The sequence below is a fragment of the Escherichia sp. E3659 genome (genome assembly GCF_005781135.1).
Taxonomy (GTDB): Bacteria; Pseudomonadota; Gammaproteobacteria; order Enterobacterales; family Enterobacteriaceae; genus Escherichia.
This window is the reverse complement of record NZ_VATQ01000013.1, coordinates 1-23,882: the sequence shown is the minus strand read 5'-3', so window position 1 is coordinate 23,882 and position 23,882 is coordinate 1. Positions and strand designations below refer to the sequence as shown.

The window sequence follows — 23,882 nt, the reverse complement described above, 5'->3', positions numbered from 1 at the left end:
TACCCTGCGCTGTAACACAAAGACTTAAGTTTCAATGAGTAAAAATGACTCGCTACCCACAGCTGGCGAGTCATTTTTACTCGCTTATCACGCCAGATTGCCCGTCATATCAGCGTTTCGTTGTTGGCACGAAAGATGCAATACCCAAAGTAAGACAACCACTGGAGGATTAACCATGAAACGGAACACGAAAATTGCCCTGGTGATGATGGCGCTTTCAGCAATGGCGATGGGATCGACATCTGTATTTGCTCACGGCGGACACGGGATGTGGCAACAAAATGCCGCGCCCTTGACCAGCGAACAACAAACAGCGTGGCAGAAAATCCATAATGACTTTTACGCTCAAAGCAGCGCACTGCAACAGCAACTGGTGACGAAGCGTTATGAATACAATGCCCTGTTAGCCGCGAACCCACCGGATAGCAGCAAAATTAACGCGGTCGCCAAAGAGATGGAGGCTTTGCGTCAGTCGTTAGATGAGTTACGGGTGAAACGGGATATTGCGATGGCTGAAGCGGGTATTCCGCGCGGTACCGGAATGGGCATGGGTTACGGCGGCTGCGGTGGTGGTGGCGGTCATATGGGCATGGGCCACTGGTAAATCAGAACGTTTTCTCGTTGGGTTGCCAGCGACAGAAATCAGAGTTTGCCACTAACAGTAATTGCGAACCTTCGGGCGCTTCCAGCCATGCCACGCTGACATCAACAGAAGAGCGGCTCTGGCGGCGCTCGATATGCGCTATCGCCTGCGAATCTAAATCAGGTTTAATGGTTTGCCCTTCGCAGGTGGTCACGGTCTGTTCCATCGCATGCCAGCGCCCCTGACGCAGCACGACTCTCCCCTGACGTAAGGCATCGCTAATCTGGCGGATTTGGTCAGCACGATAACGATATAAATCAATTTGGTCGTTAGAAAGCTGCTGCTTTTCCCCGTCGGATTCACGTTGCATAAAGCTCAGATCGCCGCGATCGTCAAAACGCGCGCGAATGTTCACCGGCGGTTTGCTGTAAACATTGATATTGATAAGCGTGAGGTTATCGCCCTGCCAGCGATACTCTCGCGTCGTGGTATCGCCATTGCGCCACGGGCTAAATACAGCAAGCAGATGGACATTATCGCCGCTGTCTTTTCGCCAGATGCGTACCGCGCCCTGATCTTCAGCAAATCCACTGGCGGTAAAGGGAGGAAGTGAGGAGTTATGGCTACAAGCAGTAAGAAACAGCGCGCCTGCCAGCATCAATGAGCGACGCCAGAAAGACAAAAGGGGTGAAACCACCCCTTCGTTAAAACTGTTCACTGCCACGCAATCTTACTTAACTGCGTCTTTCAGTGCCTTGCCAGAAACAAATGCCGGTACGTTCGCAGCGGCGATTTTGATTTCTTTACCGGTCTGCGGGTTGCGGCCAGTACGCTCAGCGCGGTGGTTCACTTTGAAGGTACCGAAACCAACCAGTTGTACAGCATCGCCTTCTTTCAGAGACTCAGTAATTGCAGCCAGAGTGGACTCCAGAGCAGCTTTAGCCTGGGTTTTGGACAGTTCTGCTTTCTCTGCAATTACATCAATCAGTTGAGTCTTGTTCATAAGTTATCCTTACAATGTGTTTATCGCTTGCTAAGCATCGAGTGCGACGGAAATGCCAGAATAGCACTCTCCTGCATACACGCACCGATAGCCACTTTTTTTCGCCCCCCAAATGTAGACCAGACGGGGGGCGAAAGGGAAGACTCCAGGTACGACAAATCAGGCGTTAATTCACGTTTTCTGGTCTTATTGCTGAAAAATTATACCAATATTGCTCTCACCCGTCTCACGCAGGTCTGCTCTAAGCCCTTTTATCAGCTCGATATCACGTTCTTCGCACTCGGCTAAAAGTCGGAATATTTCCCACTGAATGTCCCATTCTTGCTCTACAGCTGGGTTTTCTTTGAGCTCTTCATCGCTCATTTCGCGACCAGCCTGAGTCATTTCCAACATCGCCACGGTGGTGATGGAGGTCTTACTCACTTCCACCGCGTGTTCGAGCGTTTCACCACTCAAACGCGAATGGACCAGTTCACTTAACGCCACGCAGGCATCGATTGCCGGATAAACGCCGTACAGATCGAAATCGTCGGCTGAAGGAATCGCTTCTTCAAATTTCTCCAGTTGGCTGTCGAAATTTACTTTTGCGTCTTTGACGGTCAGCGTTTCCCAGATGAGATCGAGAATGCGGCGATAAATTTGCCCATCACCAAAACCGGTTTGCTGGCAGAACATGGCGTAATTGGGGTACATGCGTTCGCATAAGCAAGCCATGAAAGTGACATGCTGCCAGCTTTCCAGTCGCTCCAGACGCAGATGAATCGGGTTTTGTAACATGTTGAGTTCTCAAATACGGAAATTATCCGCAGTTTACCTGAATTAGGGCTGATTTGCTGTATAGCGCACGAACGCCGGACGTTCCGAGGCCACCGCGTCCGCCCAGCGAGTTGGTTCCGGCAGGCGATAGCCTTTCATGCAGCATTGTACCCACGCCAGCGCGTTATCCACACTGACCCGATGGCCGGTAGAAATAAACAGAGGGTTACAGCGCGCTTTGCTGCGCCAGACCCAGGCCAGCTGCTCGCCTTTATCCATCAGCGGGGCCAGTGCGCCCGGTTCGCTGGAGAGCGGTTCGAATTTACCGCAGAGCCGTTTTTTCGCTACGCCAATGGTCGGCACATCCACCAATAAGCCAAAATGGCTGGCGACGCCAAGACGGCGCGGATGCGAGATCCCGTGACCATCGACAAACACTAAATCCGGCTTTTGCGACAGCATCTCCCACGCGGCCAGCAGCGCAGGATATTCGCGAAAGGAAAGAAAACCTGGAATGTAAGGCATGGTAGTAGCGATGCGGGCCACTTTATACTCCACCAGCTCAAGCGAGGGGTATTTCAGCAGCACCATCGCCGCTCGCGTCACTTCTCCGCCCTGCTCAAACCCGACATCGGCTCCGGCGATCAGATCCGGCGGATCTTTATCGAGTCGATCCTCGCGGATCACAGAAGAAGCTAGTTCAAGTTGTTGAGCGCGTAATGACGCAAGATCCATAATCACTCCTTACTGATGATAAGGCGCAGACAACCGATGCACTGCCTCCACAAACACGCCAGCATGTTCTGGCGGCACATCCTGATGGATACCGTGGCCGAGGTTAAAGACGTGGCCTTCACCGTGACCGAAACCGGCAAGGATTGTCGCCACTTCTTCTTCAATGCGGGCAGGCGGCGCATACAGCATCGACGGATCCATATTGCCCTGCAGCGCGACTTTATCACCCACGCGGCGGCGTGCATCGGCGATGTCCGTTGTCCAGTCGAGGCCCAGCGCATCGCAACCGGTTTCTGCCATCGCTTCCAGCCACTGTCCGCCGCCTTTGGTAAACAGCGTGACTGGCACGCGGCGACCGTCGTTTTCACGCAGTAAACCATCAACAATTTTATGCATGTAATAGAGCGAGAACTGTTGATAATCACGCCCGGTAAGCACGCCGCCCCAGGTGTCGAAAATCATCACTGCCTGAGCACCGGCTTTAATCTGCGCATTCAGATACAAAGTGACGCTTTTCGCCAGTTTATCGAGCAGAGCGTGCAGCGCCTGCGGATCGGCATACATCATTTTTTTGATCACGGTGAACGCTTTGCTGCTGCCGCCTTCCACCATATAGGTCGCCAGCGTCCACGGACTGCCGGAAAAACCAATCAGCGGCACTTCGCCTTTCAGTTCGCGACGAATGGTACGCACCGCGTTCATCACGTAACCCAGCTCATCTTCCGGGTCCGGAATTGGCAGTTTATCGACGTCGGCTTTGCAGGTGACTGGTGTGGTAAAACGCGGACCTTCTCCGGCTTCAAAATAGAGCCCTAACCCCATCGCGTCCGGCACGGTGAGGATATCGGAAAAGAGGATCGCCGCATCCAGCGGGTAGCGACGCAGCGGTTGCAAAGTCACTTCGCACGCCAGCTCGGCGTTTTTGCACAGCGACATAAAATCGCCCGCCTGGGCGCGCGTGGCTTTATATTCCGGTAGATAGCGACCCGCCTGGCGCATCATCCATACTGGAGTGACATCAACGGGCTGGCGCAGCAGCGCCCGCAGATAACGATCGTTTTTAAGTTCGGTCATTTTGGCTGTTCCTTAGTGCGTCAGGCGGTCAGTGTATCATCACTCATACTCTGCCCGACACATCGCCACCGTATCTTCTATCAGACGGCGCGCTACGGTGCCGGGCGGCGGGAGTAACGGCAAATCGTCATAGCGATACCAGTTCGCCTCGAGCAATTCTTTCGGGTCGATCACGATCTCGCCGCTGTCATATTCCGCCATAAACGCGGTCATTAAAGACTGAGGAAACGGCCACGGCTGGGAAGTCACGTAACGCAAGTTTTTGACTTTGATGCCACTCTCTTCCATCACTTCCCGCGCGACTGCCTGTTCGAGGGTTTCGCCCACTTCGACGAATCCGGCGAGTACCGTATGGACACCGTTACGATGCCGGGTATGCTGAGCAAGTAGGATTGAATCATCGCGACGGATGGCAACGATAATGCAGGGAGCGATTTGTGGGTAGTAACGCTCACGGCAGTGGCTGCATAGCATCGCCCATTCGGTTTTGCTCGGATACATGTCATGCCCGCAGTAACCGCAGTATTTATGCGAGCGATAAAACTCCGCCAGTTGCACACCACGTCCGGCTAATTGAAACAGCCCGACATCCAGATCAATGACCTGGCGCACCGAGCCCATATCGTGACGACGCTGCTGTTGCACTAGCCAAACAGGTTCTCCCTGCCATTCGCCGATTTGTAGTGCGCGCTGACCCACAAGATCGAAATTTGCCGCTTCGCCGTATGGTAATTCTCCCTTCGGCAACCATAATTTTTGTTCATGACTGACTACCCACCAGCCGTGATCTAATTTTTCAATTATACGATCCATAGCTCTTGCACTACCTTTGCATCACTGGCATGTTTAACATGGTTTTTACATTTCTCACTGAGCAGTTTTTGAATACAAACTTGCGGAGTCAATCATGCTTAACCAGCTCGATAACCTGACGGAGCACGTCAGAGGAAGTAACAAACTGGTTGATCGCTGGCTACATGTACGTAAGCATCTGCTCGTGGCTTACTACAATCTGGTTGGCATTAAGCCTGGCAAAGAATCGTACATGAGGCTGAATGAAAAAGCCCTTGATGATTTTTGCCAGAGTCTGGTCGACTACCTGTCTGCCGGACATTTCAGTATTTATGAACGCATTCTTCATAAACTGGAAGGCAACGGGCAACTCGCTCATGCCGCGAAGATTTGGCCGCAACTCGAAGCCAACACGCAACAGATTATGGATTACTACGATTCCAGCCTGGAAACCGCCATCGATCATGATAATTACCTTGAGTTTCAACAGGTTTTATCTGACATCGGCGAGGCGCTGGAAGCACGCTTTGTGCTGGAAGATAAGCTGATTCTGCTGGTGCTTGACGCCGCCCGCGTCAAACATCCTGCTTGAGTTCTGCGCTGTTAACGCGTAATTTACATTCAACGCCCCGTTTGCGGGGCTAATTTCTTGTCGGAGTGCCTTAACTGGCTGAGACCGTTCATTCGGGATCCGCGGAACCTGATCAGGCTAATACCTGCGAAGGGAACAAGAGTTAATCTGCTATCGCATCGCCTTTGCGGCGATCGTCTCTTGCTTCATCCGTCGTCTGACAAGCCACGTCCTTAACTTTTTGGAATGAGCTATGTCTGCAACAAAACTGACCCGCCGCGAACAACGCGCCCAGGCCCAACATTTTATCGACACCCTGGAAGGCACCGCCTTTCCGAACTCAAAACGCATTTATATCACTGGCACACACCCCGGCGTGCGCGTACCGATGCGTGAGATCCAGCTTAGCCCGATGCTAATTGGCGGCAGCAAAGAACAGCCGCAGTACGAAGAAAACGAAGCGATTCCGGTCTACGACACCTCCGGCCCGTATGGCGATCCGCAAATCGCCATTAACGTGCAGCAAGGGCTGGCAAAACTACGCCAGCCGTGGATCGATGCACGCGGCGATACCGAAGTACTTACCGTGCGCAGTTCCGATTACACTAAAGCGCGACTGGCAGATGATGGCCTCGACGAGCTGCGTTTTAGCAGCGTATTAACCCCAAAACGCGCCAAAGCAGGACGCTGCGTCACACAACTGCACTACGCCCGCCAGGGCATCATCACGCCGGAGATGGAGTTCATCGCCATCCGCGAGAATATGGGCCGCGAGCGCATCCGTAGCGAAGTTTTACGCCACCAGCATCCGGGAATGAGCTTTGGCGCACGTCTGCCGGAAAATATCACTGCGGAATTTGTCCGTGATGAAGTTGCTGCCGGACGTGCGATTATCCCGGCCAACATTAATCATCCGGAATCGGAGCCGATGATTATTGGTCGCAACTTCCTGGTAAAAGTTAACGCCAATATCGGCAACTCGGCGGTCACCTCTTCCATCGAAGAAGAAGTGGAAAAGCTGGTATGGTCCACGCGCTGGGGAGCGGATACGGTGATGGATCTCTCCACAGGTCGCTATATTCACGAAACCCGCGAGTGGATTTTGCGTAACAGCCCGGTGCCGATCGGTACGGTGCCGATCTACCAGGCGCTGGAGAAGGTTAACGGGATCGCCGAAGATCTTACCTGGGAAGCGTTCCGCGACACGTTGCTGGAACAGGCCGAGCAAGGTGTGGATTACTTCACTATCCATGCGGGCGTGCTGCTGCGCTACGTACCGATGACCGCGAAACGCCTGACCGGTATCGTCTCTCGCGGCGGTTCGATTATGGCGAAATGGTGCCTCTCCCATCATCAGGAAAATTTCCTCTATCAACACTTCCGCGAAATTTGTGAAATCTGTGCCGCTTATGACGTTTCGCTGTCGCTGGGCGACGGTCTGCGCCCCGGTTCTATTCAGGACGCCAACGATGAAGCGCAGTTTGCCGAGCTGCATACGCTGGGCGAACTGACCAAAATCGCCTGGGAATATGACGTACAGGTGATGATTGAAGGCCCAGGCCACGTGCCGATGCAGATGATTCGCCGCAATATGACCGAGGAGTTAGAGCACTGCCACGAAGCGCCGTTTTACACTCTGGGGCCGCTAACTACCGATATTGCGCCGGGCTATGACCACTTCACGTCGGGGATTGGTGCGGCGATGATTGGCTGGTTTGGCTGCGCGATGCTCTGTTACGTAACGCCAAAAGAGCATCTGGGTCTGCCTAATAAAGAAGATGTTAAGCAGGGGCTTATCACCTATAAGATTGCCGCCCACGCCGCCGACCTGGCGAAAGGGCATCCGGGCGCGCAAATTCGCGATAACGCCATGTCGAAAGCCCGCTTCGAATTTCGCTGGGAAGACCAGTTTAATCTGGCCCTCGACCCGTTTACCGCCCGCGCCTATCACGATGAAACCCTGCCGCAAGAGTCCGGCAAAGTCGCCCATTTTTGCTCCATGTGTGGGCCGAAATTCTGCTCGATGAAAATCAGCCAGGAAGTACGTGATTACGCCGCCGCGCAAACCATTGAAGTGGGAATGGCGGATATGTCGGAGAACTTCCGCGCCAGAGGCGGAGAAATCTACCTGCGTAAGGAGGAAGCGTGATGTATCAGCCTGATTTTCCTCCTGTACCTTTTCGTTTAGGACTGTACCCGGTGGTGGACAGCGTACAGTGGATCGAACGTCTGTTGGATGCAGGCGTACGTACTCTCCAGCTACGCATCAAAGATCAACGCGATGAAGAAGTGGAAGCCGATGTCGTGGCGGCAATTGCGCTGGGCCTCCGCTATAACGCGCGATTGTTTATCAACGATTACTGGCGGCTGGCGATCAAGCATCAGGCGTATGGCGTCCATTTGGGGCAGGAAGATTTGCAAGCCACCGATCTCAGCGCCATCCGCGCGGCAGGTCTGCGACTGGGCGTTTCGACCCATGACGATATGGAGATCGACGTCGCGCTGGCAGCACGCCCCTCTTATATCGCGCTGGGACATGTGTTCCCGACGCAAACCAAACAGATGCCTTCTGCACCGCAGGGGCTGGAACAGCTGGCACGGCACATTGAGCGCCTGGCCAATTATCCCACCGTGGCGATTGGCGGTATCAGTCTGGCGCGTGCGCCTGCGGTGATAGCAACGGGTGTCGGCAGTATCGCCGTCGTCAGTGCCATTACCCAGGCGGCAGACTGGCGTTTGGCAACGGAACAGCTGCTGGAAATTGCAGGAGTTGGCGATGAATGACCGTGACTTTATGCGTTATAGCCGCCAAATCCTGCTCGACGATATCGCTCTTGACGGGCAGCAAAAACTGCTCGACAGCCAGGTGCTGATTATCGGTCTTGGCGGGCTGGGTACACCTGCTGCGCTATACCTGGCGGGCGCTGGCGTCGGGACGCTGGTACTGGCAGATGACGACGATGTGCATTTAAGCAATCTGCAACGACAAATCCTCTTTACCACTGAAGATATCGATCGCCCGAAATCGCAGGTCAGCCATCAGCGACTGACACAGTTGAATCCCGATATTCACCTGACAGCATTACAACAACGGTTAACGGGTGAGGCGTTAAAAGATGCGGTTGCACAAGCCGATGTGGTGCTCGACTGTACCGACAATATGGCGACTCGCCAGGAGATTAATGCCGCCTGCGTGGCACTCAACACGCCGCTTATCACCGCCAGCGCGGTCGGATTTGGCGGTCAGTTGATGGTACTGACGCCGCCCTGGGAGCAGGGTTGTTACCGCTGTCTGTGGCCAGATAACCAGCAGCCAGAACGCAACTGCCGCACGGCGGGCGTGGTTGGCCCGGTGGTCGGGGTGATGGGCACTTTGCAGGCACTGGAAGCAATTAAGTTATTAAGCGGTATAGAGACGCCTGCGGGAGAACTCCGACTGTTCGACGGTAAGTCGAGCCAGTGGCGCAGCCTGGCGTTGCGCCGCGCCAGTGGTTGCCCGGTATGCGGAGGAAGCAATGCAGATCCTGTTTAACGATCAACCGATGCAGTGCGCCGCCGGGCAAACTGTTCACGAACTACTGGAGCAACTCGACCAACGACAAGCGGGCGCGGCTCTGGCGATTAATCAGCAAATCGTCCCGCGTGAGCAGTGGACGCAACATATCGTGCAGGATGGCGACCAGATCCTGCTTTTTCAGGTTATTGCAGGGGGTTGAGATGTTACGTATTGCGGACAAAACGTTTGATTCACATCTGTTTACCGGCACCGGGAAATTCGCCTCTTCACAACTGATGGTGGAGTCTATTCGCGCTTCCGGCAGCCAACTGGTGACGCTGGCGATGAAACGTGTCGACTTGCGCCAGCACAACGACGCTATCCTCGAACCGCTTATCGCGGCGGGTGTGACCCTGCTGCCGAATACATCCGGGGCGAAAACCGCGGAAGAAGCCATTTTCGCCGCCCATCTGGCTCGTGAAGCGTTAGGCACAAACTGGCTAAAATTGGAGATTCACCCTGACGCTCGCTGGCTGTTGCCCGATCCCATCGAAACCCTGAAAGCCGCCGAAACACTGGTACAACAGGGATTTGTCGTGCTGCCTTACTGCGGGGCCGATCCGGTATTGTGTAAACGTCTGGAAGAAGTCGGCTGTGCAGCGGTGATGCCGCTCGGCGCGCCGATTGGCTCGAATCAGGGGCTGGAAACCCGCGCCATGCTGGAGATTATTATCCAGCAGGCCACAGTTCCGGTGGTTGTCGATGCTGGCATCGGCGTTCCCAGCCATGCCGCGCAGGCGCTGGAAATGGGGGCCGACGCGGTGTTAGTGAATACGGCGATTGCCGTCGCGGACGATCCCGTCAACATGGCGAAGGCATTTCGTCTGGCGGTAGAAGCAGGCCTGCTGGCACGTCAGGCCGGACCGGGCAGCCGCAGTTATTATGCTCATGCCACCAGCCCGCTGACCGGATTTCTGAAGGCATCGGCATGAAAACCTTCAGCGATCGCTGGCGACAACTGGACTGGGACGACATCCGCCTGCGTATCAACGGCAAAACGGCTGCTGACGTAGAGCGGGCGCTAAATGCCTCGCAACTCACCCGCGACGACATGATGGCGCTGTTATCGCCTGCCGCCAGTGGCTATCTGGAACCACTGGCCCAACGGGCGCAGCGTCTGACCCGTCAACGATTTGGCAACACTGTTAGCTTCTACGTCCCGCTTTATCTTTCCAATCTTTGCGCTAACGACTGTACTTATTGCGGATTTTCTATGAGCAACCGCATCAAGCGCAAAACGCTGGATGAAGCGGATATTGCCAGGGAAAGCGCCGCTATACGGGAGATGGGCTTTGAACATCTGCTATTAGTCACTGGTGAACACCAGGCAAAAGTAGGGATGGATTACTTTCGTCGTCATCTCCCTGCTCTGCGTGAACAGTTCTCTTCACTACAGATGGAAGTGCAACCGCTGGCGGAGGCGGAATACGCCGAGTTAAAGCAGCTTGGTCTGGATGGCGTGATGGTTTATCAGGAGACATATCACGAGGCGACTTATGCCCGCCATCATCTGAAAGGCAAAAAACAGGACTTCTTCTGGCGGCTGGAAACGCCGGATCGGCTGGGGCGTGCGGGGATTGATAAGATTGGCCTCGGCGCACTAATTGGCCTTTCCGACAACTGGCGAGTTGACTGTTATATGGTTGCCGAACATTTGCTATGGCTGCAACAGCATTACTGGCAAAGCCGCTACTCTGTCTCCTTCCCGCGCCTGCGCCCATGTACTGGCGGCATTGAGCCTGCGTCGATTATGGATGAACGCCAGTTAGTGCAAACCATCTGCGCCTTCCGGCTGCTTGCACCGGAGATTGAACTGTCACTCTCCACGCGGGAATCACCGTGGTTTCGCGATCGCGTTATTCCGCTGGCAATTAATAACGTCAGCGCTTTTTCGAAAACGCAGCCAGGTGGCTATGCCGACAATCACCCCGAGCTGGAACAGTTCTCACCGCACGACGATCGCAGACCGGAAGCGGTTGCTGCCGCGTTAACCGCTCAGGGTTTGCAGCCGGTATGGAAAGACTGGGACAGCTATCTGGGACGCGCCTCGCAAAGACTATGAGACGGAATGTAAGAACGTAAATTTATTCCGAGCCGCTACGGAAGATGAAAAACGCAAGGTTGTTGAAAGCGTTGCGTTTTTTTATGGTAGTGCCGTCAGCAGGAATGTTGTCCAGGGCGAAAAGCTTCTTCCTCGTTTCGCCCTGCCTTTCTTAATATTTCCCGTGAAGACTTTGCCCTCTGAATAACTCCCATAAAAAAACCCGCCGAAGCGGGTTTTTACGTTATTTGCGGATTAACGATTACTCGTTATCAGAACCGCCCAGACCTGCGTTCAGCAGTTCTGCCAGGCTGGCAGATGCGTCTTCTGCAGTCACCTGCGGTGCAGCTGGAGCTTCACCCGCAGCACGGCGACGCATACGATCCTGGTGGTACGCGTAACCGGTACCTGCCGGGATCAGACGACCCACGATAACGTTCTCTTTCAGGCCGCGCAGTTCGTCGCGTTTGCCCGCAACGGCTGCTTCGGTCAGCACGCGAGTGGTCTCCTGGAACGATGCCGCGGAGATGAAGGACTCGGTTGCCAGAGACGCTTTGGTGATACCCAGCAGATCGCGGGAGTAAGTTGCACCCACTTTGCCGTTCGCTTCCAGTTCGCGGTTTGCGATCTTGACGCGAGAGTATTCAACCTGTTCGCCTTCCAGGAAGTCGGAGCTGCCCGCGTTAACGATGGTAGCTTTACGCAGCATCTGACGAACGATAACTTCGATGTGTTTATCGTTAATCTTAACGCCCTGCAGACGGTATACGTCCTGTACTTCGTTAACGATGTAACGAGTCACAGCATGAACACCACGCAGACGCAGAATGTCGTGCGGCGCTTCCGGACCGTCGGAAATTACGTCACCACGTTCTACTCGTTCACCTTCGAACACGTTGAGCTGACGCCATTTCGGAATCATCTCTTCGTACGGATCGCTACCGTCTACCGGGGTGATAACCAGACGACGTTTACCTTTGGTTTCTTTACCGAAGGAAACGATACCGCTGATTTCAGCCAGGATTGCCGGCTCTTTCGGACGACGTGCTTCGAACAGGTCCGCAACGCGCGGCAGACCACCGGTGATGTCCTTGGTACCGCCGGATTCCTGCGGAATACGCGCCAGGGTGTCACCAGAGCTGATCTGTACGCCATCTTCCAGCTGAACAATCGCTTTACCCGGCAGGAAGTACTGCGCAGGCATATCGGTACCTGGGATCAGAACGTCGTTACCCTGAGCATCAACGATTTTCAGTGCCGGACGCAGATCTTTACCACCTGCGGTACGTTCTGCGGAATCCAGAACCACCAGCGAAGACAGACCGGTCAGTTCGTCGGTCTGACGAGTAATGGTCTGGCCGTCGATCATGTCAGTAAAGCGTACAAAACCGCTTACTTCGGTGATAACCGGCATGGTGTGCGGGTCCCAGTTTGCAACGGTTTCGCCGCCAGCAACCTGTTCGCCATCGCCTTTTGCCAGTACCGCACCGTAAGGTACTTTGTAGCTTTCTTTGGTACGACCGAATTCGTCGATCAGTTTCAGTTCGGTGTTACGGGAAGTGATAACCAGTTTACCGCTGGAGTTCACAACCGACTTCACGTTGCTGAGCTTGATGCTACCTTTGTTTTTCACCTGGATGCTGGATTCAGCAGCCGCACGAGATGCCGCACCACCGATGTGGAACGTACGCATGGTCAGCTGTGTACCCGGTTCACCGATGGACTGTGCCGCGATAACACCGATTGCTTCACCCTTGTTGATGATGTGGCCACGCGCCAGGTCACGACCGTAGCAGTGCGCACATACACCAAAGTCGGTGTCACAAGATACAACAGAACGTACTTTAACCGCGTCGACAGAGTTCTCTTCCAGCAGGTCACACCACTGTTCGTGCAGCAGCGTGTTGCGCGGAACGAGGATATCAGCAGTACCCGGCTTCAGAACGTCTTCAGCAGTTACACGACCCAATACGCGATCGCGCAGCGGCTCTTTAACGTCACCACCTTCGATAACCGGAGTCATCATGATACCTTCATGGGTACCACAATCGTCTTCGGTAACCACCAGGTCCTGCGCCACGTCAACCAGACGACGAGTCAGGTAACCGGAGTTCGCAGTTTTCAGTGCGGTATCCGCCAGACCTTTACGAGCACCGTGGGTGGAGATGAAGTACTGGAGTACGTTCAGACCTTCACGGAAGTTCGCGGTGATTGGCGTTTCGATGATGGAGCCATCCGGCTTCGCCATCAGACCACGCATACCAGCAAGCTGACGAATCTGTGCCGCAGAACCACGCGCACCGGAGTCGGCCATCATGTAGATGCTGTTGAAGGAAACCTGCTTCTCTTCCTGACCGTCACGGTTAATAACGGTTTCAGTTTGCAGGTTATCCATCATCGCTTTGGATACACGATCGTTCGCCGCAGCCCAGATATCGATAACTTTGTTGTAGCGTTCGCCCGCAGTTACCAGACCAGACTGGAACTGCTCCTGAATTTCAGCAACTTCTGCTTCTGCCTCGGAGATGATTTCGTGTTTCTTCTCCGGGATGACCATGTCATCGATACCAACAGATGCACCAGAACGCGCTGCATATGCAAAGCCGGTGTACATGATCTGGTCCGCAAAAATAACGGTCGGTTTCAGACCGAGAATGCGGTAGCAGGTGTTCAGCATTTTGGAGATTGCTTTTTTACCCAGCGCCTGGTTGACGATGGAGTAAGGCAGACCTTTCGGTACAATCATCCACAGAATGGCACGGCCAACAGTCGTGTCTTTCAGGCTGGTTTTCGCTACTAATTCACCGTTAGCATCTTTTTCATACTCGGTGATACGCACTTTAACGCGCGCATGCAGAGAAGCCAGACCAGAGCGATACAGACGTTCTGCTTCTTTCGGGCCAGTCAGCACCATGCCTTCGCCTTTGGCGTTAACACAGTCACGGGTCATGTAGTACAGACCCAGTACAACGTCCTGAGACGGAACGATGATTGGTTCGCCGTTCGCCGGGGACAGGATGTTGTTGGTAGACATCATCAGCGCACGCGCTTCCAGCTGGGCTTCCAGCGTCAGCGGTACGTGAACAGCCATCTGGTCACCATCGAAGTCGGCGTTATATGCCGCACAAACCAGCGGGTGCAGCTGGATAGCTTTACCTTCGATCAGTACCGGTTCAAATGCCTGGATACCCAGACGGTGCAGAGTCGGTGCACGGTTCAGCAGTACCGGGTGTTCGCGGATAACTTCGTCCAGGATATCCCAAACGACAGCTTCTTCGCGCTCAACCATTTTCTTCGCAGCTTTAATGGTGGTAGCAAGACCACGCAGTTCCAGCTTGCCGTAGATGAACGGTTTGAACAGCTCCAGCGCCATTTTCTTCGGCAGACCGCACTGATGCAGACGCAGGTATGGACCTACGGTGATTACAGAACGACCGGAGTAGTCAACACGCTTACCGAGCAGGTTCTGACGGAAACGACCCTGTTTACCTTTGATCATGTCGGCCAAAGATTTCAGAGGACGCTTGTTAGAACCAGTGATCGCACGACCGCGACGACCGTTATCCAGCAGGGCGTCGACCGCTTCCTGCAGCATACGTTTTTCGTTGCGTACGATGATGTCCGGCGCAGCCAGATCCAGCAGACGTTTCAGACGATTGTTACGGTTAATGACGCGACGATACAGATCGTTCAGGTCAGAAGTCGCGAAACGACCACCATCCAGCGGAACCAGCGGACGCAGATCTGGCGGCAGTACCGGCAGAACGGTCAGGATCATCCACTCTGGTTTGTTACCAGACTGAACGAACGCTTCCAGCAGTTTGATACGCTTGGTCAGCTTTTTGCGCTTGGTTTCGGAGTTGGTTTCGTTCAGCTCTTCACGCAACTGTTCGCACTCTTGCTCCAGATCCATGCTCTTCAGCAGGGCCTGGATTGCTTCCGCACCCATCTTCGCGTCGAATTCGTCACCGAACTCTTCCAGCGCGTCCAGATACTGCTCTTCAGTCAGGATCTGCTGACGCTCCAGGTTGGTCATACCGCCTTCGATAACCACATAGGATTCGAAGTACAGTACGCGTTCGATATCGCGCAGCGGCATATCGAGCAGCAGGCCGATACGGGACGGCAGCGATTTCAGGAACCAGATGTGCGCAGTCGGGGAAGCCAGTTCGATGTGGCCCATACGCTCACGGCGTACTTTAGTCTGGGTCACTTCAACGCCGCACTTCTCACAGATGACGCCACGGTGTTTCAGGCGCTTGTACTTACCGCACAGGCACTCGTAATCTTTTACCGGCCCAAAGATACGGGCGCAGAAAAGGCCGTCACGTTCTGGTTTGAACGTACGGTAGTTGATGGTTTCCGGCTTTTTAACTTCACCGAAAGACCATGAACGGATCATGTCTGGCGAAGCCAGAGCAATTTTGATCGCATCAAACTCTTCGGTTTTAGTCTGCGCTTTCAGAAACTTTAATAAATCTTTCACGGATTTGCTCCCGTCGGAGTTAGCACAATCCGCTGCCGGGTTTTACCCCGACAGCAGTGACCTGTTTGAGCGAGAATTACTCGTCTTCCAGTTCGATGTTGATACCCAGCGAACGAATCTCTTTCAACAATACGTTGAAGGATTCTGGCATGCCCGGCTCCATCTGATGGTTGCCGTCCACGATGTTTTTATACATCTTGGTACGACCGTTCACGTCATCAGACTTAACGGTGAGCATTTCCTGCAGGGTGTATGCTGCGCCGTATGCTTCCAGCGCCCACACTTCCATCTCCCCGAAACGCTGACCACCGAACTGTGCCTTACCACCCAGCGGCTGCTGAGTAACCAGGCTGTAAGAACCGGTGGAACGCGCGTGCATCTTGTCGTCGACCAGGTGGTTCAGTTTCAGCATGTACATGTAACCAACGGTTACCGGGCGTTCGAACTGTTCACCAGTGCGACCGTCGTACAGGCGGATCTGACCAGAAGTCGGCAGGTCGCCAAGTTTCAGCAGCTCTTTAATTTCTGCTTCTTTCGCACCGTCGAACACCGGCGTTGCGATTGGCATACCTTTGCGCAGGTTTTCAGCCAGACGCATAACTTCTTCATCGCTGAAGGTACTCAGGTCAACTTTCTGACGAACGTCAGCGCCCAGATCGTACGCACGCTGGATGAATTCGCGCAGTTTCGCGACTTCTTGCTGCTGTTTCAGCATGGCGTTGATCTTGTCGCCGATACCTTTCGCAGCCATACCCAGGTGGGTTTCGAGGATCTGACCGATGTTCATACGAGACGGTACGCCCAGCGGGTTCAGTACGATGTCTACCGGCGTGCCGTTTTCATCGTAAGGCATATCTTCGATCGGGTTGATCTTAGAAATTACACCCTTGTTACCGTGACGACCTGCCATCTTGTCACCAGGCTGGATACGGCGTTTAACCGCCAGATATACCTTAACAATCTTCAGCACGCCCGGTGCCAGATCGTCGCCCTGGGTGATTTTGCGGCGTTTCGCTTCGAGTTTCTTCTCGAACTCGTGTTTCAGTTCGTCATACTGCTCAGCCAGCTGTTCCAGCTGATTTTGTTTCTCTTCGTCGGTCAGGCCCAGCTCCAGCCAGCGATCGCGCGGCAGTTTGTCGAGCTTCTCAGCTTCAACGCCACCGGCTACCAGCACAGCACGGATACGGCTGAACAGACCCGCTTCGAGGATCTGCAGTTCTTCAGACAGGTCTTTCTTCGCCTGTTTGAGCTGCATTTCTTCGATTTCCAGCGCACGTTTGTCTTTTTCTACGCCATCGCGAGTAAAGACCTGAACGTCGATAACCGTACCGGATACACCGTTTGGTACGCGCAGAGAAGAGTCTTTAACGTCAGACGCTTTCTCACCGAAGATCGCACGCAGCAGTTTTTCTTCTGGGGTCAGCTGAGTTTCACCTTTCGGCGTTACCTTACCAACCAGAATGTCGCCACCGGTCACTTCCGCACCAATGTAAACGATACCGGATTCATCCAGTTTGGAGAGCGCAGCTTCACCCACGTTCGGGATGTCAGCGGTGATCTCTTCCGGCCCCAGCTTGGTGTCACGGGACACACACGCCAGTTCCTGAATGTGGATGGTGGTGAAACGGTCTTCCTGAACAACACGCTCGGATACGAGGATGGAGTCTTCGAAGTTGTAACCATTCCACGGCATGAACGCTACGCGCATGTTCTGACCAAGCGCCAGTTCACCGAGGTCGGTGGACGGACCGTCTGCCAGCACGTCGCCACGTTCAACCGGTTCACCCAGAGACACACACGGCATCTGGTTGATACAGGTGTTCTGGTTAGAACGGGTGTATTTGGTCAGGTTGTAGATGTCGATACCTGCTTCACCCGGATACATCTCGTCTTCGTTAACTTTGATAACGATACGGGAAGCATCCACGTACTGAACGACACCACCACGTTTAGCTACCGCAGTTACACCGGAGTCAACGGCAACAGCACGTTCCATACCCGTACCAACCAGCGGCTTATCAGCGCGCAGAGTCGGAACGGCCTGACGTTGCATGTTCGCACCCATCAATGCACGGTTGGCGTCATCGTGTTCCAGGAACGGGATCAGGGACGCACCGACGGATACCACCTGCTGGGTGGATACGTCCATGTAGTCAACCTGGTCGCGGCTGAACAAGCTGGATTCGCCTTTGCTACGGCAAGTTACCAGGTCTTCTACGAAGTGGCCTTCTTCATCCAGGTTGGAGTTCGCCTGGGCGATAACGTAGTTGCCTTCTTCGATAGCAGACAGGTAGTGAATTTCGTCAGTTACAACACCGTCGGTCACTTTACGATACGGAGTTTCAAGGAAGCCGTATTCGTTAGTCTGTGCGTACACGGACAGAGAGTTGATCAGACCGATGTTCGGACCTTCAGGGGTTTCGATTGGACATACGCGACCGTAGTGAGTCGGGTGTACGTCTCGAACTTCGAAGCCTGCACGTTCACGGGTCAGACCGCCTGGGCCGAGTGCGGAGATACGACGTTTGTGCGTAATCTCAGACAGCGGGTTGTTCTGGTCCATAAACTGAGACAGCTGGCTGGAACCGAAGAACTCTTTCACTGCTGCGGAAATCGGCTTGGCGTTGATCATATCCTGAGGCATCAGGGTATCCAGATCGCCCAGAGACAGACGCTCTTTCACCGCACGCTCTACACGTACCAGACCAACGCGGAACTGGTTTTCCGCCATTTCGCCAACGGAACGGATACGACGGTTGCCGAGGTGGTCGATATCATCGACTTCGCCTTTACCGTTACGGATATCGATGAGCTTTTTCATAACATCAATGATGTCGTCTTTGCTCAGGATACCGGAACCTTCGATTTCTTCGCGCAGCAGAGAACGGTTGAACTTCATACGACCAACCGCAGACAGGTCATAGCGGTCTTCGGAGAAGAACAGGTTCTCGAACAGGCTTTCAGCTGCTTCACGAGTCGGCGGCTCGCCAGGGCGCATCATGCGGTAGATTTCTACCAGTGCGCTCAGACGGTCGTTAGTTGGGTCGACACGTAAGGTTTCAGAGATATATGGGCCGTGATCCAGATCGTTGGTGAACAGCGTTTCGATACGCTTGTGACCAGACTGGCTCAGCTTAGCCAGCAGATCCAGGCTCAGCTCCATGTTCGCTGCGCAGATCAGCTCGCCGGTAGACTCATCAATATAGTCTTTAGCAACCACTTTACCTGCGATGTACTCAACCGGGACTTCGATCAGTTTGACGTCGTCTTTTTCCAGCTGGCGAATATGGCGCGCAGTAATACGGCGGCCTTTTTCTACGTACACTTTACCGTTAGCTTCGATGTCAAAAGATGCGGTTTCACCACGCAGGCGTTCCGGCACCAGTTCCATCTGCAGCTTGTTATCACGGATTTCAAAGATAACTTTTTCAAAGAACAGGTCGAGGATCTGTTCAGTAGTGTAGTTCAGGGCGCGCAGAATGATGGTCGCAGGCAGTTTACGGCGACGGTCGATACGTACGAACAGGTTGTCCTTCGGATCGAATTCGAAGTCCAGCCAGGAACCACGGTAAGGGATGATGCGCGCGTTATACAGCACTTTACCCGAAGAGTGGGTTTTACCTTTGTCGGAGTCAAAGAAGACGCCCGGACTACGGTGCAGCTGGGAAACGATAACACGCTCAGTACCGTTGATAACAAAGGTACCGTTGTCTGTCATGAGCGGAATTTCGCCCATGTAGACTTCTTGTTCTTTAATGTCTTTTACGGTGCCTTCCGGCGCTTCGCGCTCATAGATCACCAGACGCAGTTTAACGCGCAGCGGTGCGGAATAGGTCACGCCACGGATTTGACATTCCTGGACGTCAAACACCGGTTCGCCAAGGCGGTAGCTGACGTATTGCAGCTCGGAATTACCGCTGTAGCTCTGAATCGGGAATACGGAACGGAAAGCAGCTTCCAGACCATACTGCCCTTCAGGATCTTGCTCGATAAATTTCTGAAACGAGTCAAGCTGGATAGAAAGGAGATAAGGTACATCCAAAACTTGTGGACGTTTACCAAAATCCTTACGAATACGTTTTTTCTCGGTATAGGAGTAAACCATAGGGTTCCTCAGCTCGCTGACAAGTCGACCCATCTGTCCATTGAGCGGACAGTTTGTGCAACACTATTTTGTTGACCGGAAAATGGAACACTTTCCGCAATGCCTGTTGCTATCACGCTTAAACCATTTCATTGCGATTTACACAGAACGGGCGTCCTGTCGCAGTATATTAAGTCGTCGATAGAAACAAGCATTGAAAGGCACAGCAGTAGTCAAACAGTGTGAAACGCTACTGGCGCCTTACAGCGCAAAAAGGCTGGTGACCAAAAAGTCACCAGCCATCAGCCTGATTTCTCAGGCTGCAACCGGAAGGGTTGGCTTATTTAACTTCAACTTCAGCGCCAGCTTCTTCCAGGGATTTTTTCAGTGCTTCTGCGTCGTCTTTGCTCACGCCTTCTTTCAGAGCAGCCGGTGCAGATTCTACCAGGTCTTTAGCTTCTTTCAGACCCAGGCCAGTTGCGCCACGTACTGCTTTGATAACAGCAACTTTGTTAGCGCCAGCAGCTTTCAGAATTACGTCGAATTCAGTTTTTTCTTCAGCAGCTTCAACCGGGCCAGCAGCTACAGCTACAGCAGCAGCAGCGGAAACACCGAATTTTTCTTCCATTGCAGAGATCAGTTCTACAACGTCCATTACAGACATAGCTGCAACTGCTTCAATGATTTGATCTTTAGTGATAGACATTTAAATTGTTCCTGAATATCAGAATAAGTTTATACGTAAGCGAATGCGTTAAAAAGATAACTGCGATTAAGCAGCTTCTTTCGCATCGCGTACAGCAGCCAGAGTACGAACCAGTTTGCCAGCCGAAGCTTCTTTCATGGTTGCCATCAGGCGTGCAATTGCTTCTTCGTAGGTCGGCAGAGTTGCCAGGCGGTCGATCTGAGACGCCGGGATCAGCTCACCTTCAAAGGCAGCGGCTTTGACCTCAAATTTTGCATTCGCTTTCGCGAACTCTTTGAACAGACGAGCAGCAGCGCCCGGGTGTTCCATAGAGTATGCAATCAGGGTCGGACCAACAAACGCGTCTTTCAGGCACTCGAACGGAGTACCTTCAACAGCACGGCGCAGCAGGGTGTTACGAACAACACGCATGTATACGCCAGCTTCGCGACCTGCTTTACGCAGTTCAGTCATTTTATCTACAGTTACGCCACGGGAATCCGCAACTACTGCAGACAGCGCGCCTTTGGCTACTTCGCTGACTTCAGCAACAATCGCTTGTTTGTCTTGAAGATTTAAAGCCATTAGCTTTGCTCCTGGATGTTTGCCAGAGAAAATCTCTGGAACTCACTTCACTCCTCCAAACGGAGAGAGCGTCTTAATTACGGTGAGCAGAAACAAGCCAGAATATAAAAGAATAATCTTAGCGTTCTGTCACCGTCTACGCAGGGGATTAAGTTTCTTGCGAAACTCCTGCGGTCTTCGACGGAGGCCTGGATAGGCCAGGCTCCAACGAACAAATCTTTTCTATCCGTCGCTATTCAGCTTGTGGCGGCGTTGCCTTCCTTTGTTCGCACCAGTTACATAGTTAGCTATGCTCCTGGCGACTCACTCAGTTGCCGCCTTGCCACAACCCGAATATCTCGGATATACGTCTGCATTAAGCATTATACGTGGGGGTAAGATTGTAGACAAAATCACCGCCCACGTAAAGGCATTAGTTTACAGAAGCGCTCAGGCCAGCCTGGTCAACTGCAACACCTGCACCCATGGTGGTGGAGATGCTAACTTTCTTGATGTACACGCCTTTCGCCTGAGTCGGTTTTGCTTTTTTCAGCGCAACCAGCAGAGCTTCCAGGTTTTCTTTCAGTTTGTCAGCGTCAAAGTCCACTTTACCGATGGTGGTGTGGATGATGCCGTTTTTGTCGTTACGGTAACGAACCTGGCCAGCTTTAGCGTTTTTAACCGCTTCAGCAACGTTCGGCGTTACAGTACCCACTTTCGGGTTTGGCATCAGGCCGCGCGGACCCAGAACCTGGCCCAGCTGGCCAACAACGCGCATTGCATCCGGAGAAGCAATAACAACGTCAAAGTTCATTTCGCCTTTCTTGATCTGGTCAGCCAGATCTTCCATACCTACCAGTTCAGCACCTGCAGCTTTAGCAGCTTCAGCGTTTGCACCCTGGGTAAATACGGCTACGCGAACGGAACGGCCAGTACCGTGCGGCAGTACAGTTGCACCACGTACGTTCTGGTCAGATTTACGAGCGTCGATGCCGAGGTTAACAGCAACGTCCACGCTTTCTACGAATTTAGCAGTCGCCAGCTCTTTCAGCAGAGCGATAGCTTCGTTGATGTCGTACTGTTTGGTTGCATCAACTTTCTCGCGGATAACACGCATGCGCTTGGTCAGTTTAGCCATTTCTTAGTCCTCCACTACCAGGCCCATGGAACGTGCAGTACCTTCGATGGAGCGAGTCATCGCTTCAATGTCGGCACCAGTCATGTCGGCAGCTTTGGTCTGCGCGATTTCCTGCAGCTGAGCGCGGGAAATTTTACCCACTTTGTCTTTGTTCGGCTTACCGGAACCAGACTTGATACCAGCCGCTTTTTTCAGCAGAACTGCTGCCGGCGGAGTCTTGGTAACGAAAGTGAAAGAACGGTCAGCGTAAACGGTGATTACTACCGGAATCGGCAGACCTTTTTCGATGGAATCAGTTTTTGCGTTGAACGCTTTGCAGAATTCCATGATGTTTACGCCCTGCTGACCCAGAGCCGGACCTACTGGCGGACTCGGGTTAGCCATACCAGCTGCAACCTGCAGCTTGACATAGGCTTGTACTTTCTTAGCCATTATAAATTCCTCAAGTTGGGTAATAACGCCTCTGAGAGGCTCCCCGTGATATAAAAAATCGTTTTACGGGCAAGGCCCATAAAAACAAAAGGCGCGAAATTGTATTCCAATCTCGCGCCTTGTGCAACGATTAAATCGCCGCTTTTTTGATCGCTGGGTTAGGCTTTTTCAACCTGGCTGAAGTCCAGTTCTACCGGGGTCGCACGACCGAAGATAGAAACAGACACTTTCAGACGAGATTTCTCGTAATCCACTTCTTCAACAACACCGTTGAAGTCAGCGAACGGACCATCATTAACACGGACCATTTCACCCGGTTCAAACAGCGTTTTCGGACGCGGCTTATCACCAACCTGCTGCAGGCGGTTCATAATCGCATCGACTTCTTTATCGCTGATTGGCGCAGGACGATCGGAAGTACCGCCGATGAAGCCCATCACACGCGGTACGCTGCGCACCAGGTGCCAGCTCGCGTCGTTCATCACCATCTGAACGAGGACGTAGCCAGGGAAGAATTTGCGTTCGCTTTTGCGACGCTGACCGCCACGGATTTCAACCACTTCTTCGGTTGGTACCATGACTTCACCAAACAAATCTTCCATGTTGTGTAATTTGATATGCTCACGCAGCGATGTTGCTACGCGGCCTTCAAAACCGGAAAACGCCTGAACGACGTACCAGCGCTTTTTAGGAGCTTCAGACATCTCAGAACCTCAGGCCAGTGATAAAGGATACCAGGCGAACCAGAATACCATCCAGTCCCCACAGGATCAGTGACATTACTGCGGTAACCGCAGCCACAATCAGCGTGGTGTGCAATGTTTCCTGGCGAGTCGGCCAAATGACCTTACGGACTTCGGTACGCGCTTCACGGGCAAAAGCAACGGTTGCTTTACCTTTTGTCGTTAACAGCGCGACACCACCCGCTGCAGCAATCAGAATTACTACGGCCAGCGCACGCAGCGGCAGCATAATGTCGCGATAAAGGTAGTTGCCGACAATTGCCACCAGGAGCAATGCCACCACAACGACCCACTTCATCGCTTCCAGGCCGCGCCCGCTTCCTTGAGCTTCGGTATTCGCACTCATAAACCAACCTGTCAGAAGTATTCTACAAACATTTTCACCCCGCGATCGCGAGGCAAACCAAATCGAAACGCGTATTAGCTTTTCGGATTATACGCCCTCAACAGAGCCTGTCTCAGCAATGATTATGACAAAGAAAATCACTGATGAGCCAGGTTCTGGTACGAAAGCGTGCAAAAAGGGCATCAAATGATGCCCTTTTAGTGCGCATTGCGTCAAATGTTATCGGCAATTAGCTCAGAACTTTTGCTACAACGCCCGCGCCAACGGTACGACCGCCTTCACGGATTGCGAAA

23 protein-coding genes and 1 riboswitch are annotated in these 23,882 nt (G+C 53.2%); of the genes, 8 read left to right on the top strand and 15 right to left on the bottom strand.

Annotated features, from left to right (window positions below; translation table 11 throughout):
• The first annotated feature begins 175 nt into the window (after nt 1-175).
• On the top strand, nt 176-604 hold the full coding sequence (gene zraP, locus FEK47_RS11255) for a zinc resistance sensor/chaperone ZraP (protein WP_135486826.1): 429 nt from the start codon (nt 176-178) through the stop codon (nt 602-604).
• Nucleotide 605: 1 nt separating this feature from the next.
• Here zraP and FEK47_RS11250 read toward each other — a convergent pair whose 3' ends face one another.
• The 6 genes from FEK47_RS11250 to nudC form a co-directional block, all read right to left on the bottom strand.
• Complete coding sequence (locus FEK47_RS11250) at nt 606-1,301, bottom strand: DUF1481 domain-containing protein (protein WP_032147960.1); 696 nt, start codon at nt 1,299-1,301, stop codon at nt 606-608.
• 12 nt (nt 1,302-1,313) lie between these two features.
• Entirely contained in the window at nt 1,314-1,586 is a 273-nt protein-coding gene (hupA, locus tag FEK47_RS11245) for a nucleoid-associated protein HU-alpha (protein WP_001044513.1), read from the bottom strand.
• Between the two features lie 186 nt (nt 1,587-1,772).
• Entirely contained in the window at nt 1,773-2,363 is a 591-nt protein-coding gene (locus FEK47_RS11240; protein WP_130210161.1) for a YjaG family protein, read from the bottom strand.
• Between the two features lie 42 nt (nt 2,364-2,405).
• Entirely contained in the window at nt 2,406-3,077 is a 672-nt protein-coding gene (gene nfi / locus FEK47_RS11235) for a deoxyribonuclease V (RefSeq protein WP_135486827.1), read from the bottom strand.
• A gap of 9 nt (nt 3,078-3,086) precedes the next feature.
• A complete protein-coding gene (gene hemE, locus FEK47_RS11230; protein ID WP_130261378.1) occupies nt 3,087-4,151 on the bottom strand; it encodes a uroporphyrinogen decarboxylase in 1,065 nt (354 codons plus the stop codon).
• A 39-nt stretch (nt 4,152-4,190) separates the two neighbouring features.
• Entirely contained in the window at nt 4,191-4,964 is a 774-nt protein-coding gene (gene nudC / locus FEK47_RS11225) for an NAD(+) diphosphatase (protein ID WP_130216329.1), read from the bottom strand.
• A 94-nt stretch (nt 4,965-5,058) separates the two neighbouring features.
• Here nudC and FEK47_RS11220 point away from each other — a divergent pair, with 94 nt between their 5' ends.
• From FEK47_RS11220 to thiH, 7 genes are all read left to right on the top strand, one after another.
• Nucleotides 5,059-5,535, top strand: coding sequence for an Rsd/AlgQ family anti-sigma factor (locus FEK47_RS11220; protein WP_064530412.1), 477 nt, complete (start codon nt 5,059-5,061; stop codon nt 5,533-5,535).
• 51 nt (nt 5,536-5,586) lie between these two features.
• Nucleotides 5,587-5,687: riboswitch (TPP riboswitch) on the top strand.
• Nucleotides 5,688-5,767: 80 nt separating this feature from the next.
• Entirely contained in the window at nt 5,768-7,663 is a 1,896-nt protein-coding gene (gene thiC / locus FEK47_RS11215; RefSeq protein WP_135486828.1) for a phosphomethylpyrimidine synthase ThiC, read from the top strand.
• Complete coding sequence (gene thiE / locus FEK47_RS11210) at nt 7,663-8,298, top strand: thiamine phosphate synthase (RefSeq protein ID WP_135486833.1); 636 nt, start codon at nt 7,663-7,665, stop codon at nt 8,296-8,298. The genes thiC and thiE overlap by 1 nt, the downstream gene beginning before the upstream one ends.
• Nucleotides 8,291-9,046, top strand: coding sequence for a thiazole biosynthesis adenylyltransferase ThiF (gene thiF / locus FEK47_RS11205; protein ID WP_135486829.1), 756 nt, complete (start codon nt 8,291-8,293; stop codon nt 9,044-9,046). Before thiE ends, thiF begins: the two co-directional genes overlap by 8 nt.
• On the top strand, nt 9,030-9,230 hold the full coding sequence (gene thiS, locus FEK47_RS11200; protein WP_001166232.1) for a sulfur carrier protein ThiS: 201 nt from the start codon (nt 9,030-9,032) through the stop codon (nt 9,228-9,230). The genes thiF and thiS overlap by 17 nt, the downstream gene beginning before the upstream one ends.
• A gap of 1 nt (nt 9,231) precedes the next feature.
• Complete coding sequence (gene thiG / locus FEK47_RS11195; RefSeq protein ID WP_135486830.1) at nt 9,232-10,002, top strand: thiazole synthase; 771 nt, start codon at nt 9,232-9,234, stop codon at nt 10,000-10,002.
• The gene (thiH, locus tag FEK47_RS11190; protein WP_135486831.1) at nt 9,999-11,132 is read left to right on the top strand and encodes a 2-iminoacetate synthase ThiH; all 1,134 of its coding nucleotides are present in this window, start codon (nt 9,999-10,001) and stop codon (nt 11,130-11,132) included. Before thiG ends, thiH begins: the two co-directional genes overlap by 4 nt.
• A gap of 241 nt (nt 11,133-11,373) precedes the next feature.
• Here thiH and rpoC read toward each other — a convergent pair whose 3' ends face one another.
• The 9 genes from rpoC to FEK47_RS11145 all read right to left on the bottom strand — a co-directional run.
• Nucleotides 11,374-15,597 (bottom strand): DNA-directed RNA polymerase subunit beta', encoded by a 4,224-nt coding sequence (rpoC, locus tag FEK47_RS11185; protein ID WP_000653944.1) that lies wholly within the window; start codon nt 15,595-15,597, stop codon nt 11,374-11,376.
• Nucleotides 15,598-15,673: 76 nt separating this feature from the next.
• Nucleotides 15,674-19,702, bottom strand: coding sequence for a DNA-directed RNA polymerase subunit beta (gene rpoB, locus FEK47_RS11180; RefSeq protein WP_000263098.1), 4,029 nt, complete (start codon nt 19,700-19,702; stop codon nt 15,674-15,676).
• A 319-nt stretch (nt 19,703-20,021) separates the two neighbouring features.
• Nucleotides 20,022-20,387 carry a 50S ribosomal protein L7/L12 gene (rplL, locus tag FEK47_RS11175; protein ID WP_000028879.1) on the bottom strand — a complete coding sequence of 122 codons (366 nt, stop codon included), beginning with the start codon at nt 20,385-20,387 and terminating at the stop codon, nt 20,022-20,024.
• Between the two features lie 66 nt (nt 20,388-20,453).
• Nucleotides 20,454-20,951, bottom strand: a complete 498-nt coding sequence (gene rplJ, locus FEK47_RS11170) for a 50S ribosomal protein L10 (protein WP_001207201.1) — start codon at nt 20,949-20,951, stop codon at nt 20,454-20,456.
• Between the two features lie 412 nt (nt 20,952-21,363).
• Nucleotides 21,364-22,068 carry a 50S ribosomal protein L1 gene (gene rplA / locus FEK47_RS11165; protein ID WP_001096684.1) on the bottom strand — a complete coding sequence of 235 codons (705 nt, stop codon included), beginning with the start codon at nt 22,066-22,068 and terminating at the stop codon, nt 21,364-21,366.
• Between the two features lie 3 nt (nt 22,069-22,071).
• Entirely contained in the window at nt 22,072-22,500 is a 429-nt protein-coding gene (gene rplK, locus FEK47_RS11160) for a 50S ribosomal protein L11 (RefSeq protein WP_001085926.1), read from the bottom strand.
• A 158-nt stretch (nt 22,501-22,658) separates the two neighbouring features.
• Nucleotides 22,659-23,204 carry a transcription termination/antitermination protein NusG gene (gene nusG, locus FEK47_RS11155; protein WP_001287516.1) on the bottom strand — a complete coding sequence of 182 codons (546 nt, stop codon included), beginning with the start codon at nt 23,202-23,204 and terminating at the stop codon, nt 22,659-22,661.
• Nucleotide 23,205: 1 nt separating this feature from the next.
• A complete protein-coding gene (secE, locus tag FEK47_RS11150) occupies nt 23,206-23,589 on the bottom strand; it encodes a preprotein translocase subunit SecE (RefSeq protein WP_001275702.1) in 384 nt (127 codons plus the stop codon).
• A gap of 229 nt (nt 23,590-23,818) precedes the next feature.
• On the bottom strand, nt 23,819-23,882 hold a 64-nt coding region (locus FEK47_RS11145), incomplete at its 5' end, for an elongation factor Tu (protein ID WP_072095827.1).

Bases quoted from the DNA above. Each gene is read 5' to 3' on its own strand.
- rpoB (WP_000263098.1), bottom strand. From the start codon at position 19,702: ATGGTTTACTCCTATACCGAGAAAAAACGTATTCGTAAGGATTTTGGT.
- rplK (WP_001085926.1), bottom strand. From the start codon at position 22,500: ATGGCTAAGAAAGTACAAGCCTATGTCAAGCTGCAGGTTGCAGCTGGT.
- FEK47_RS11220 (WP_064530412.1), top strand. From the start codon at position 5,059: ATGCTTAACCAGCTCGATAACCTGACGGAGCACGTCAGAGGAAGTAAC.
- FEK47_RS11240 (WP_130210161.1), bottom strand. From the start codon at position 2,363: ATGTTACAAAACCCGATTCATCTGCGTCTGGAGCGACTGGAAAGCTGG.
- thiC (WP_135486828.1), top strand. From the start codon at position 5,768: ATGTCTGCAACAAAACTGACCCGCCGCGAACAACGCGCCCAGGCCCAA.
- thiF (WP_135486829.1), top strand. From the start codon at position 8,291: ATGAATGACCGTGACTTTATGCGTTATAGCCGCCAAATCCTGCTCGAC.
- secE (WP_001275702.1), bottom strand. From the start codon at position 23,589: ATGAGTGCGAATACCGAAGCTCAAGGAAGCGGGCGCGGCCTGGAAGCG.
- rplJ (WP_001207201.1), bottom strand. From the start codon at position 20,951: ATGGCTTTAAATCTTCAAGACAAACAAGCGATTGTTGCTGAAGTCAGC.
- nudC (WP_130216329.1), bottom strand. From the start codon at position 4,964: ATGGATCGTATAATTGAAAAATTAGATCACGGCTGGTGGGTAGTCAGT.
- zraP (WP_135486826.1), top strand. From the start codon at position 176: ATGAAACGGAACACGAAAATTGCCCTGGTGATGATGGCGCTTTCAGCA.
- thiE (WP_135486833.1), top strand. From the start codon at position 7,663: ATGTATCAGCCTGATTTTCCTCCTGTACCTTTTCGTTTAGGACTGTAC.
- hemE (WP_130261378.1), bottom strand. From the start codon at position 4,151: ATGACCGAACTTAAAAACGATCGTTATCTGCGGGCGCTGCTGCGCCAG.
- nfi (WP_135486827.1), bottom strand. From the start codon at position 3,077: ATGGATCTTGCGTCATTACGCGCTCAACAACTTGAACTAGCTTCTTCT.
- hupA (WP_001044513.1), bottom strand. From the start codon at position 1,586: ATGAACAAGACTCAACTGATTGATGTAATTGCAGAGAAAGCAGAACTG.
- thiS (WP_001166232.1), top strand. From the start codon at position 9,030: ATGCAGATCCTGTTTAACGATCAACCGATGCAGTGCGCCGCCGGGCAA.
- thiG (WP_135486830.1), top strand. From the start codon at position 9,232: ATGTTACGTATTGCGGACAAAACGTTTGATTCACATCTGTTTACCGGC.
- thiH (WP_135486831.1), top strand. From the start codon at position 9,999: ATGAAAACCTTCAGCGATCGCTGGCGACAACTGGACTGGGACGACATC.
- rplA (WP_001096684.1), bottom strand. From the start codon at position 22,068: ATGGCTAAACTGACCAAGCGCATGCGTGTTATCCGCGAGAAAGTTGAT.
- nusG (WP_001287516.1), bottom strand. From the start codon at position 23,204: ATGTCTGAAGCTCCTAAAAAGCGCTGGTACGTCGTTCAGGCGTTTTCC.
- rplL (WP_000028879.1), bottom strand. From the start codon at position 20,387: ATGTCTATCACTAAAGATCAAATCATTGAAGCAGTTGCAGCTATGTCT.